At 69.5% G+C, this 12,121-nt stretch carries 10 protein-coding genes and 1 tRNA gene; 8 read left to right on the plus strand and 3 right to left on the minus strand.

Annotated features, from left to right (window positions below; translation table 11 throughout):
• Nucleotides 1–2 precede the first annotated feature (2 nt).
• The 7 genes from ACSHWB_RS15610 to ACSHWB_RS15640 all read left to right on the plus strand — a co-directional run bounded on the left by ACSHWB_RS15610 (nt 3) and on the right by ACSHWB_RS15640 (nt 8,371).
• Nucleotides 3–557, plus strand: coding sequence for a hypothetical protein (locus ACSHWB_RS15610; protein WP_439662740.1), 555 nt, complete (start codon nt 3–5; stop codon nt 555–557).
• Between the two features lie 168 nt (nt 558–725).
• Nucleotides 726–1,298, plus strand: a complete 573-nt coding sequence (locus ACSHWB_RS15615; protein WP_439662741.1) for a hypothetical protein — start codon at nt 726–728, stop codon at nt 1,296–1,298.
• Nucleotides 1,299–1,438: 140 nt separating this feature from the next.
• The gene (topA, locus tag ACSHWB_RS15620; RefSeq protein ID WP_439662742.1) at nt 1,439–4,207 is read left to right on the plus strand and encodes a type I DNA topoisomerase; all 2,769 of its coding nucleotides are present in this window, start codon (nt 1,439–1,441) and stop codon (nt 4,205–4,207) included.
• Between the two features lie 13 nt (nt 4,208–4,220).
• Nucleotides 4,221–4,649 (plus strand): hypothetical protein, encoded by a 429-nt coding sequence (locus ACSHWB_RS15625; protein WP_439662743.1) that lies wholly within the window; start codon nt 4,221–4,223, stop codon nt 4,647–4,649.
• A 72-nt stretch (nt 4,650–4,721) separates the two neighbouring features.
• Nucleotides 4,722–6,758: a bifunctional MFS transporter/dTMP kinase gene (locus tag ACSHWB_RS15630; RefSeq protein WP_439662744.1), complete on the plus strand. Its 2,037-nt coding sequence runs from the start codon at nt 4,722–4,724 to the stop codon at nt 6,756–6,758.
• Between the two features lie 23 nt (nt 6,759–6,781).
• Complete coding sequence (locus ACSHWB_RS15635) at nt 6,782–7,978, plus strand: DNA polymerase III subunit delta' (protein WP_439662745.1); 1,197 nt, start codon at nt 6,782–6,784, stop codon at nt 7,976–7,978.
• A 162-nt stretch (nt 7,979–8,140) separates the two neighbouring features.
• Nucleotides 8,141–8,371 (plus strand): hypothetical protein, encoded by a 231-nt coding sequence (locus ACSHWB_RS15640; RefSeq protein WP_439662746.1) that lies wholly within the window; start codon nt 8,141–8,143, stop codon nt 8,369–8,371.
• Here the strand turns inward: ACSHWB_RS15640 and ACSHWB_RS15645 are convergent.
• From ACSHWB_RS15645 to ACSHWB_RS15655, 3 genes are read right to left on the minus strand one after another with little or no spacing between them, the layout of a single operon-like run.
• Nucleotides 8,368–9,105, minus strand: a complete 738-nt coding sequence (locus ACSHWB_RS15645) for an IclR family transcriptional regulator (RefSeq protein WP_439662747.1) — start codon at nt 9,103–9,105, stop codon at nt 8,368–8,370. The genes ACSHWB_RS15640 and ACSHWB_RS15645 overlap by 4 nt on opposite strands.
• Nucleotides 9,102–9,827, minus strand: a complete 726-nt coding sequence (locus tag ACSHWB_RS15650; RefSeq protein WP_439662748.1) for an SDR family oxidoreductase — start codon at nt 9,825–9,827, stop codon at nt 9,102–9,104. The genes ACSHWB_RS15645 and ACSHWB_RS15650 overlap by 4 nt, the downstream gene beginning before the upstream one ends.
• Nucleotides 9,828–9,837: 10 nt before the next feature.
• On the minus strand, nt 9,838–11,208 hold the full coding sequence (locus ACSHWB_RS15655) for a hypothetical protein (protein WP_439662749.1): 1,371 nt from the start codon (nt 11,206–11,208) through the stop codon (nt 9,838–9,840).
• A gap of 108 nt (nt 11,209–11,316) precedes the next feature.
• Between ACSHWB_RS15655 and ACSHWB_RS15660 the strand changes: the two genes are divergently transcribed.
• A tRNA-Thr gene (locus tag ACSHWB_RS15660) sits at nt 11,317–11,390 on the plus strand.
• Nucleotides 11,391–12,121 lie beyond the last annotated feature (731 nt).

The following is a 12,121-nucleotide window of genomic DNA, read 5'->3' on the forward strand; positions in this document are numbered from 1 at the left end:
CGATGAGGACACGCCTGCTCGCTGTGCTGACCGGTGCCGTCGTGCTGACCGCCTGTGGTTCCGCCGAGGACAAGCCGATCACGGACGCGCAGCGGCAGTGGGTGGACGCGTTCTGCGGCGGCGTCCTCCCGGGCATGGAAGCGGGCCTGGAGCTGCGCAAACAGGACCCTGCGGACGTCAGCGCGGTCAAGACGGCCTACGTCAAACTCGTCACCTCGAACGCCACCGCGTTCGCCGCGGCGGAGAAGAAGCTGAAGGAGCTCGGCGCGCCCGAGGACGACCTGGAGAACGTGCACGAGCAGCTGGTCAAGTTCGTGGCGGAGTCGGCGAGGTCGTACGGCGCCGCGCAGGCTCCCGTGCAGGCGCTGGAGCCCAACGCCCAGTTCCTCGAAGGCGCCGAGAAGGTGCTGGCCGACACCAACGTGGTGACCACGCCGGAGGACCTCCGCGCGACCTTCCAGGAACTGCAGAAGCGGCCGAAGTACGCAGCGGAGCTGGGCAAGTCGCGACCGTGCACGGAGATCAAGTCGAAGGGCCAGGAGCTCGGCCAGCAGTAGGCGCGTCCCGCGTTCAGCCTGCCGTAGGCGCCTCGGGCCTTGGCCAGCAGTAGGCGCCCCGGCGCTCGTATGGGCAACACCCTGCCTGTGCTGCCTACTCGTTCAAAGCACAGTTCAAAACACTGGTCCCACTAGCAACAGTCGAACGTCTGTTCTACCCTGTGGGCCGTGGTTGGGCAGCTGTCCTTCTTCTCGGCCGAGGCACGCACCCCGGCCAAGGCGGACCTAGCCGGCTTCCTCTGCGGGCCGGGTCAGGCCGTCAGCTTCGCGCGCGGTACAGCCGCCCGCGTGTACACCGAGCTGCTCGACGACTGGCGACTGCGCCCCCTCAAGCAGGCCTGCGCCGAGCGCGGGGTGACCACGGAACTGTGCGTCAACGAGGCCGGAACGCACTTCGTCCGCACGCCGTTCCGCACCGATCTCACCCCACTGGCTGCCCGCTGGCTGGACGGATCTGTCAAAACCGTGCCGCCGGACTTCGAGCTGAACGGAGCAGTGCTGCGCGTCTGGGCGCTGGCCGCGGGCAGCTGGATGGAGTCCGCCTATCTGCTCGGTTTGGACCCCAACGCACCGCAGACACACGCACCATTGCAAAATGCGCTGCTCGCGTCGGGACTTCCGTGCACCCTGGTAGGGGCTCCGGCGTTGCGGGTGACCGGCCGACGACGGCTGGCACGGCTCGCTGAGCTGGTCGGAAGCCCTCCTCAGGGAGTGGCGATGAGCACCTGGCCGGCGGCCTGAGCGGGCCGTCCGGCATGGTTGTGTCACTCTGTCTCGTCGTACGGGCGTCGCGGAGACATGACGGATGGTGTGCTTTTCGGCCGACGCTGGGCAACACTGGCGGGCCTGGGAACCGGGTTTGGAAGAGAGCGGGACGGCGAGTGGCTGGATCGACACGGACGAAAAAGAGCAGCGGAGGAGAGGGCGGCAACATTCGACGGCTTGTGATCGTCGAGTCGCCCACCAAGGCGCGCAAGATCGCGTCCTACCTCGGCAGCAACTTCGTCGTGGAGTCCTCCAGGGGACACATCCGGGACCTGCCGCGCGGTGCCGCCGACGTTCCGGCGAAGTTCAAGGGCCAGGCCTGGGCGAGGCTCGGCGTGGACGTCGACCACGACTTCGAGCCCCTCTACGTGATCTCCGCCGACAAGAAGTCGCTGGTCACCGAGCTCAAGGAAGCGTTGAAGGACGTTGACGAGCTCTACCTCGCGACAGACGGTGACCGCGAAGGTGAAGCCATCGCGTGGCACCTGCTGGAGACGCTGAAGCCGAAGGTCCCCGTCCGCCGGATGGTGTTCCACGAGATCACCGAGTCCGCGATCCAGGCCGCCGCGGCCAACCCCCGCGACCTCGACCAGGACCTGGTCGACGCGCAGGAGACCCGCCGCATCCTCGACCGTCTCTACGGCTACGAGGTCAGCCCGGTGCTGTGGAAGAAGGTCATGCCGAAGCTCTCGGCAGGCCGCGTGCAGTCCGTGGCGACCCGTCTGGTCGTGGAGCGCGAACGCGAGCGGATGAAGTTCGTCTCCGCGAGCTACTGGGACATCTCCGCGCAGATGGACGCCGGTGAGAGCGCCACGCCGCGTCAGTTCGGCGCGCGTCTCGTGGCCGTCGACGGCACGCGTCTCGCGACGGGCCGCGACTTCGGCTCGGACGGCAAGCTCACCGGCAAGGCCGACGTCACCGTGCTGGACGAGGCGCAGGCACGCGCCATCGCGGCCGGGCTGCAGAACGCTCCGGTCAAGGTCGCCTCCGTCGAGGAGAAGCCGTACACGCGCAAGCCGTACGCGCCGTTCATGACCTCGACGCTGCAGCAGGAGGCGGGCCGCAAGCTCCGCTTCTCCGCCGACCGCACGATGCGCACGGCGCAGAAGCTGTACGAGAACGGCTACATCACCTACATGCGTACCGACAGCACGACGCTGTCGGAGACCGCGATCAACGCGGCCCGCACGCAGGCCACGGACCTCTACGGCGCCCAGTACGTCTCGCCGCAGCCCCGCCAGTACACGCGCAAGGTCAAGAACGCGCAGGAGGCCCACGAGGCGATCAGGCCGGCGGGAGAGGTCTTCCGCACGCCTGGCCAGGTGGCCGCCGAGCTCGACTCGGACGAGTTCAAGCTCTACGAGATGATCTGGCAGCGCACGATCGCCTCCCAGATGTCGGACGCGCGGGGCAACACGACCAGCATCCGCATCCAGGGCCGCGCGGGCACTGGCCAGGAGGTCACGTTCGCCGCGTCCGGTCGCACGATCACGTTCGCCGGCTTCCTCAAGGCCTACGTCGAGACCGTCGACGCCGAGGCCGGTGGCGAGTCGGACGACGCGGAGTCGCGCCTGCCGCTGCTGGTCAAGGACCAGGACCTGACGATCGCGGAGCTGTCCGCGGACGGTCACACCACCTCGCCGCCCTCGCGCTACACCGAGCCGTCGCTGATCAAGACGATGGAGGAGCTCGGCATCGGCCGTCCCTCCACCTACTCGTCGATCATCAGCACCATCCAGGACCGCGGCTACGTGTGGAAGAAGGGCGCCGCCCTCGTCCCGTCGTGGGTCGCGTTCGCCGTGGTCGGGCTGCTGGAGAACCACTTCGGCCGCCTGGTCGACTACGACTTCACCGCCGCGCTGGAAGACGAGCTGGACGGCATCGCCGCAGGTCGTCAGGGCCGCACGAACTGGCTGTCCGGCTTCTACTTCGGCGGCAGCGTCGGTCCCGACGGCTCGATCGGCCGTTCCGGCGGTCTGAAGAAGCTGGTCGGCACGGGTGTCGAGGACATCGACCCGCGCGAGGTCAACTCGATCCCGCTGTTCAGCGACGCCGAGGGCCGCACGGTCGTCGTGCGCGTCGGCCGCTTCGGGCCGTACCTCGAGCGCGAGGTCGACGGCGCCGCGCAGCGCGCGAACGTGCAGGACGACCTGGCGCCGGACGAGCTGTCCGCGGAGATCGCCGAGAAGCTCTTCTCGACGCCGCAGGAGGGCCGTTCGCTCGGCACCGACCCGGTCTCGGGCAACGAGATCGTGGCCAAGGAAGGCCGCTTCGGCCCGTACGTGACCGAGGTGCTGCCCGAGGCCGCGGAGAACGGCACGTCGTCGAAGGCGAAGGCCCCGAAGCCGCGCACCGGCTCGCTGTTCAAGTCGATGTCGCTGGACACGGTCACGATCGACGACGCGCTGAAGCTGCTCTCGCTGCCGCGCGTGGTCGGCAAGGACCCGGAGACGGGTGCCGAGATCACCGCGCAGAACGGCCGCTACGGCCCGTACCTGAAGAAGGGCACGGACTCGCGGTCGCTGGTCGACGAGTCGCAGATCTTCACCGTCACGCTCGAAGAGGCGCTGAAGATCTACTCCGAGCCGAAGAAGCGCGGCCGTGCCGCCGCCGCGCCGCCGTTGCGCGAGATGGGCAACGACCCGGTGTCCGGCAAGCCGATGGTGATCAAGGAAGGCCGCTTCGGCCCGTACGTCACCGACGGCGAGGCCAACGCGTCGCTGCGCAAGACCGACAGCGTCGAGTCGATCACCGACGAGCGCGCGGCCGAGCTGCTGGCGGAGAAGCGCGCCAAGGGGCCGGTCAAGAAGAAGGCTCCTGCCAAGAAGCCGGCGGCGGCGAAGAAGCCCGCGGCCAAGAAGGCTCCGGCCAAGTCCAAGAGCTGAGCAGGGGGTGGCGGTGCCGATCAACGAGTTCGGACCGGACGGGACTCAGGCCCCGCCGCCTCCCAAGCTGTACCCCGACCCCCTCGCGGGGCTGGTGACGGCTGACAGTTTCGTCGCTCCTCAATGGACGTCACTCAGCTCACGTGTGGCGGTGCCGACACCCCCGGCACCCACCGAGGAAGCGCGCCAGGCCGTCTGGTCGCAGATGCAGCAGGAACAGCGGCGGCCGCGTGGACGGGCGCAGCGGGCGCCCCAGCCGGCACATCAGTACGCGGTCCAGCAGTTCGCCCCGACGTACCAAATGTCTGCGCCGCAACAGCAACAGCAACAGCAGCAGCCCGCAACGCAGACGAGCGGGGTGGCCGCGTTCATCGGCTGCCTGCTCGTCATCGGGTTCTTCGTCCTCGTCCTGCTCGGCATCCTCGGAGCGATCTTCAGCTAGCCGTGTTGTGAGTCCGGCGTGCCGGCTCACCACATCCGGTTACGCTGACCGCACGGGAGTGGCGACTTAGGGGTGACTGAAATTTCGGACGCGGACACACCGGTGACCGAGGCAGGCCAGGCAGGGCAGGCCCAGTCCAGCGTGTCCACGGTTCACCGGCTTCGATCGGTACTCGCCATCAGGCCGTTCCGGAGGCTCTGGCTCGTCACCTACCTGTGCAGCGTTGGTGACTGGCTGTCACTGCTCGCGTTGACCGGTCTGGTCTCCACGATGATGAAGAGCTACGAGTGGCAGTCGTTCGCGCTGCCGCTCGTCGTGCTCACCCAGCTGCTGCCCGGCATCCTCTTCGCGCCCATCGGTGGTGTGCTCGCGGACAAGTTCGACCGCCGCAAGGTCATGGTCATCTGCGACGTCCTGCGCGGCTCGCTGTTCATCTCGATCGCGCTGGTCGGCTCGCCGATCTGGCTCTTCGTCGCGAACTTCCTGGTCGGCTGCTGCGCGATGCTGTGGATCCCGGCCAAGGAGTCGGCGGTCCCGAACCTGCTGCGCCGCCCTGACCAGGTGGAGTCGGCGAACCAGCTCGGCCTGGTGATGACCTACGGCATCTCCACGATCAGCGGGTTCGGCCTCTACTCGCTGATCTCGGGCATCCCCGCGTACCTGAACCTGCAGGGCGGGAACCTGGAGTTCAGCATCGCGACGATCGCGGTGGTGATCAACGGCCTGCTGTACTTCACCTCGGCGATCCTGGTCGCGACCCGGCTGCCGGAGCTCTCCGGCCGTGTCTCCTCGACCCGCAAGAAGGACGACGAGGACAAGCTCGGCTTCATCGCGATGTTCCGCGACGGACTGAGGTTCGCCGGCAAGACGCCGCTGGTCCGCGGCCTGCTCATCGGCATGATCGGCGCGTTCGCCGCGGCCGGTGTCGTGATCGGCACGGCCAAGCTCTACGCGTTGTCGCTGCTGGGCGGCGCCTCGACGTTCGGCCTGCTGTTCGTGGCCGTGTTCCTCGGGCTCGCGGTCGGCATGGCGACGGCACCGCGGCTCGCCCAGCGCCTCGCCTACAACCGCCTGTTCGGCGTCACGATCGTGCTCGCCGGCATCTCGCTCGCGCTGGTCGCGTTCGCTCCGCACCTGTGGATCGCGCTGCTGACGGTGGCGCTGGTCGGCGCGTGCGCGGGCGTGGCGTTCCTGACGGGTCTGACGATCGTGGGCTCGCAGGTCGAGGACGACATGCGCGGCCGCACGGTCGCGCTGATCCAGACGTTGCTGAAGGTCGTGCTGTTCGGTGCCTCGGCCGGCGCGCCGCTGCTGCTCACGTTGCTGCAGAAGCGGCAGATCAGCGTGTTCGGCCACCCGATGGAGGTCGACGCGAGCCGTCCGGTGATGGTCGGCGGGGCCGTGATCGCGATCGTGCTGGGCCTCGTCGCGTACCGGCAGATGGACGACCGGCGTGAGGAGCCGGTGCTGTCGTCGCTGTTCGCGGCGATCCGCGGCCGCCGGCACTCCAAGGGCATGCTGATCGCGGTCGAGGGCGACACCCGCGAGGACACGTCGGTGCAGGCCCGCCGCCTGGCCGCCGCGTTGCGCGCCGAGGGCCTCGAAGTGCTGCTGGCCGCCGACCCAGAACACGACGAACGCCGCCTGCGCACGATGCTGTCGTCCGTCGAGTTGGCCGGCGTGCGTGCACAAGCTCTCGTAGCCGCCGCCGTCCGTGCCGATGTCGTCGAACGGCAGGTGCGCCCCGCTCTGGACAGCGGCTCCATCGTGGTGATGGAGCGCTACGTCGACTCGCCGCTCGCGCACTTCAGCGCCACCAGCTCGCTGGAACACCAGGAGCTCGAAGGCCTGGTCGACTGGGCCACCGGCCGGTTGCGCCCGGACCTGACGATCCTGCTGGACCGCCCCACGCCGGACGGCAAGAGCATCGGTCCCGAACACCACTGGCGCGTGCAGAGGCTGCTCAGCGAGATGGCCGCCGCAGACCCCGACCGCTACGTCGTGGTCGAGGCGGAGGGCGACACCGACGTGGTGGCTGACCGGGTCCGTTCCGCCGTGATCCCCCTGCTCGCCACCCGGAGCCGCCGGGTCCCCGAAGCCGCGGTCTGACCGCCCGCTGGAAGACTGCACCCATGAGCGTGTGGGACGAGGTGGTCGGCCAGCCCGACGCGGTGGCGACCCTGTCGGCGTCCGCGGAGGCAGCGGCCATGATCGTCGCGGGCGGCACCCCGGCTCCCGGCGTGATGACCCACGCCTGGCTCTTCACCGGCCCGCCCGGCTCCGGCCGTTCGTCCACCGCCCGTGCCTTCGCCGGCGCGCTGCAGTGCAGCGTGACGGACGACCGCCCGGGCTGCGGCGAGTGCAACGGCTGCCGCACGACGTTGCACGGCACGCACGCCGACGTCCGCGTCGTGGCGCCCGAGGGTCTGTCGATCTCCGTCGCCGAGATGCGTTCGCTGGTCCAGATCTCCGCCCGCCGCCCCACCTCCGGCCGGTGGCAGGTGGTGATCATCGAGGACGCCGACCGCCTGACCGAGGGCGCGGCCAACGCCCTGCTGAAGGCCGTCGAGGAACCCCCGGAGCGCACGGTGTTCCTGCTGTGCGCACCGTCCGATCACCCCGACGACGTGTCGGTGACCATCCGCTCCCGCTGCCGGCTCGTGTCGCTGGGGTCGCCCAAGCCCTCCGCCATCGCCTCGGCACTGGAGGCCGTCGACGGGGTCTCGCCGGAGATGGCCCAGTGGGCGGCCTCGGTGTGCGGCGGCCACGTGGGACGCGCCCGGCGCCTGGCCGCCGACGAGCTGTCGCGTGCCCGGCGCGAGGCCGTGCTGCGGATCCCGCTGGCGCTGCGCAAGCCGGCCGACGTCTTCACCTGCGCGGACGAGCTGATCAAGGCGGCGGAGGACGACGCGTCCACCGCCAACGAGTCGCGCAACGAGTCGGAGCGCGAGGCCCTGGAGACCGCGATGGGCGCCGGAGGCACCGGCAAGGGCACCGCGGCCGCCTCCCGCGGCGCCAAGGGTGCGTTGAAGGACCTGGAGAAGCGGCAGAAGTCCCGCGCCACCCGGACCCAGCGCGACTCGCTCGACATGGCACTGGTCGACCTGGCCGGGTTCTACCGGGACGCGCTGGTGACCAAGACCGGGTCCGAGGTGGCGTTGATGCACCCGGATCGGGCCAGCGACTCCAAGACCGCGGCCGCCACCTGGTCCTCCGAGTCGATCCTGCGACGGCTCGAGGCCGTGCTGGCGTGCCGGGAGGCCATCGAGGTCAACGTGAAGCCGCGGATCGCCGTCGAGGCGATGGTGACGACGCTGCACCGTGGGTGACTTCGGTGTGACCGTCACCGCGGAGACGGCGGTGCGACTCAGGCCCGAGCTGGACCGACTGATCGCGGAGTTCCGCGCGGTGGCACGTGCCGTGGTCGGCGCACTGCCGAATCCTGACGTGGACGACGACACCCCGGACGAGGTGGAGGCCGGCGGCCGGACGTGGTGGAGGCCGGCGGCCGGACGTGGTGGATCCACTGGCACGACCCGCACTTCCGGTGCGAGAGCGATGCAGGGGTGGTCGTGGAGGCGCACATCTACAGCCCGGACCTGATCGATCCCGGCTTCCTGCTGGAGTACGCGCGGACCGCCGGAGGGCACGAGGCCGTGCTGTCCGCGTGCCCGGCCGGGTTCCACGACATCGCCCGCCTGCTCGACCTGCACCAGGCCTAGAGCCAGCCGAGCGCCGCCGACACCTCGTCCGCCGCCCGCAGCACCCGCGGTCCGAGCGCGATCAGCTCCGGCAGCGAGTGCTCCATCGCCAGTGAGGACGCCGACAGCCCGCCGATCACGGTTCCCGAGTGGTCCCGGATCGCCGAACCCACACAACGCACACCCACCTCGTTCTCCTCGTCGTCGAGGGCGAACCGGGAGCGGCGGACCCGCGTGAGCTGGGCATTCAGCCGCGGCGCCGAGGTGATCGTGTGCGGTGTCCTGCCCGGCAGGCCGGTGCGGGTGAGGAAGGCGTCCAGCTCGGACGTGGAGAGCGAGGCCAGCACGGCCTTGCCGATGGCGGTGCCGTGGGCAGGAAGTGACATGCCCAGGCGGGACGCCATGCGGTACGGCTTGTCGGCCTCGATCTTGTCCACGTAGACCAGTTCGTCGCCGAACAGCACGGCCAGGTGCACTGTGCAGCCTGTCGACTCCTGCAGCGCGCGCAGGGCCGGCCGTGCCCGCTCCACCGTGTCGAGGGGGCGGAGGACCTTGCCTGCCAGGGCCAGGACCCGCGGGCCGGTCAGGTACCCGTCCGATCCCATGGTCGCGAAGCCGCGGTCCACCATCGCCTGCAGCAGGCGGTGGACCGTCGACTTCGGCAGGCCGGTCACCCGCGCGATGTCCGTGATGCGCGTGTGGTCGGCCAGGGCCTCCAGCACGGCGAGCGTTTTTTCGACGGCGGTATCGGTCATCTCGCCAGCCAGCCTCCATCCACGACCAGAACGTGTCCGGTCACATAATCGGACGCGGCGGACGAAAGGAACACCGCCGGGCCCACCAGATCTTCCGGCGTGCCCCAGCGGCCTGCCGGGATCCGCTCGCGGATCGCCGGTTCGCGGTCGGGGTCCGCGCGCAGGGGTGCGGTGTTGTTCGTCTCGATGTAGCCGGGGGCGATGGCGTTGACCTGCACGTTCGACCCCGCCCACTCGTTCGCGAGCAGCTTGGTCATGCCGACCAGCGCGTGCTTGGAGGCGGTGTAGGCCGAGACGAGGATCCCGCCCTGGAAGGACAGCAGCGACGCGATGTTCACGACCTTGCCGCCGCCGTTGGCGATCATCTGCCGGCCGCAGAGCTTCGAGATCTCGAACGCCGAGTCGAGGTTGACCGCCATGATCCGCTGCCAGTCGGACAGCGACACGTCCACGGCGGCGCCCCGGTGGATGGTGCCGGCGTTGTTCACGAGGACGTCGACGCGGTGCTCGGCCAGTACCGGTGCCAGCGCGGGTTCGACCGACTCCGGTAGCGCCAGGTCCACGGAGACCGTGGCCAGGGCCGGTGCCACGTCGGAGAGGTCGCCGCGGCCGACGAGGATCAACTGGGCGCCCGCGTCGTGCAGGCCGCGGGCGATCGCCGCGCCGATGCCCGTGCGAGCACCGGTCACCAGCGCCGTCTTGCCTTCTAGAGAGAAGCTCACCGCAGCTCCGTCACGGCGACCGGGTCGACCCCTGTGCTCGGCTGGATGGTGCCCTAGCGGGCAGCGCGGCGAAGATCACCACGCCCGCGAGCAGCAACGCCGTGCCGGTCCAGAACAGCGGGATCGACTGGTACGCGGCGTTCGTGTAGGCCAGCGGCGGCGCCCCGCGGGGTGGCGCCGCCGGCGCGCCGGGCTGCTGCGGCACGGTCGTCGGCGGCTGACTGGTTCCGCAGATCACGCCACCCTGCGGCGCCGCGGCCCGCACGATCTGCTCGCCCAGCGAGATCTGCGCGAGCGCCGTGGGCAGGTTCGGCAGCTTCAGCTTGTCCGTCGGCAGCACCTGCACGTCGAGCATCCTGGCCGTGGCCCCGAGCTGGAAGCCGCTGAACCCGTTGCCCGTGAAGGCCGCCTTCTTCTCGCTCAGCCCCGCGATCTGCAGCTTGATCACGACCAGGTCCAGCAACAACGGGATGTCCAGCGTCGGGTGAGCGGCGTCCAGCGTGCCGAGCTCCTTGCCGTTCTGGCTGACCTTGAGCACCGGCGCGGTGTACGTGATCGTGGACGTCTTCTCGTCCCCTGTGGCCATGGCCTTCAGCGTCGGCGGGCTGGCGACGTCGATCTTGATGCCCCCGGCCAGCTCCACGCTGACCGCCCGCATCGTCGAGGTGGACTCGACCGCCTTGTTCTTGCTGCCGGGCAGGTCCACGAGCTTGACCACCGAGCTCGCCTCGAACGTGTCCGGGATGCTGATCAGGCTGGTCTTCACCGGCAACGGCACCTCGGCCGGCAACGCGCTCAGCACTTCGAGCCCGGCCAGCGACGTCCGCGCCGTGGCCAGCGGACTGATGCACGGCCCGAGCTTCTCGTCCCACCGCGCGTGCACACTGCCGTTGAGCAGCTTGAGCTTCGCGAGCGGCGTCTCCGGAATCGGCAGCCCACCGTTCGTCGGCTGCGGGTTGTCCGGAATCGCCGTCTGCACCAGCGTCCCCGGCGACTGCGGCGACCGCCCGGCCACCGCGAACCCGAACGGGTTGGCCTGCGTGACCACCCGCTCCGTGCTCAGGAACGCCTCGGTGTTGACCTGCGCGCTCGCCAGCCCCACCCCGAACTCGGTGACCGACTGCTTCGGCAACTGCTCGCCGAGCCCGGGCAGGATCGTGTTCGTGGGCACCCCCTGCGGCCCGAGCCGGATGACGCTGAGCCCGGTACCGGCATCACCTACCGCGTGCGCGAGGGGCTGAGGCCCGTTCGGCGCCGATGCCGGAGGCTGGTTCGGATCGCGTGGCCCCGGCACCGGAGTGGTCGGAGGCTGCGCGAGCGCGGGTGCCGCGACGAGCGCGAGCAACAGGCCAGCCAGCGGCACGGACAACGATCGGCGCATTGACCACTCCTCGGCGGTGGGGAGGTCGTGACATCGGTCACGGTCCGTACAACGAAGCCGACCCCCGTGAGTAACGCGGTTGCGGGTCGGTTATAGTTATCGCATCTCGCCGCCTTAGCTCAGTCGGCCAGAGCAGCTCACTCGTAATGAGCAGGTCATCGGTTCGATTCCGATAGGCGGCTCGGTGAGATAAGACCCAGGTCAGGCTTCCTGACCTGGGTCTTTCTTTGTTCCCAGGTTCGTGACGAGTTGTAGAGCTGCGCTGCTCTGGGCCTCGTGTGGCCGAAGTGTGCCCATCGGTTCCGGTGGATCTACGCGAGACGAGCTTGGCCGCTGCTTCGGCGGCGCGGTGAGCGCCCCTGGGAAGAACGCTCGTGTAAATGTCCGACGTGATGCTGATGGACGAGTGTCTCCTACACGGTCTTCATGTCCGCACTGCCTGCGAGCGCGAGCGTCGCGGCACCGTGCCGCAGGTCGTGCAGCCGGATCGGCGGCAGGCTCGACGTCCGCACGTTCTTCTCGAACGTCTGGGCACCTTGCCGGGTACAGCAGCGTCCCGTTGGCCTCGGTGAACCCACGGCCCGTGTTGGCCCAGGCCTCGCCCCACTCCAACCGCTCGGCTGCCTGCTGCGCCCTATGCATCCGCAGGACCTTGACCGTCTCAGCGTCCAGCGCGACGACTCGCGCACTGCTGAACGCCTTCGGGTCTCCCTCCTCGACGTTCCACCTGTCGAGCACGAACCTGAGTCGCGACCGTCGCCGTCTTCGCGTCGAGGTCGACGTCTGACCAGCGCAGCCCGCACCCCTCGCCTCGACGCAGTCCTCGGAATGCGATCAGGTGATACAGCCCGTACAGCCTGTCCTCGTGCACCAGGTCGAGGAACTCGCCCGTCTGCTCCGGCGTCCAGACCAT

Source organism: Lentzea sp. HUAS TT2, from assembly GCF_051853195.1.
In the GTDB taxonomy this organism is placed as follows: Bacteria; Actinomycetota; Actinomycetes; order Mycobacteriales; family Pseudonocardiaceae; genus Lentzea.

Excerpts from the sequence above, each read along its gene's own strand:
- ACSHWB_RS15655 (WP_439662749.1), bottom strand. The coding sequence starts at position 11,208 with ATGCGCCGATCGTTGTCCGTGCCGCTGGCTGGCCTGTTGCTCGCGCTC.
- ACSHWB_RS15645 (WP_439662747.1), bottom strand. The coding sequence starts at position 9,105 with ATGACCGATACCGCCGTCGAAAAAACGCTCGCCGTGCTGGAGGCCCTG.
- ACSHWB_RS15610 (WP_439662740.1), top strand. The coding sequence starts at position 3 with ATGAGGACACGCCTGCTCGCTGTGCTGACCGGTGCCGTCGTGCTGACC.
- ACSHWB_RS15635 (WP_439662745.1), top strand. The coding sequence starts at position 6,782 with ATGAGCGTGTGGGACGAGGTGGTCGGCCAGCCCGACGCGGTGGCGACC.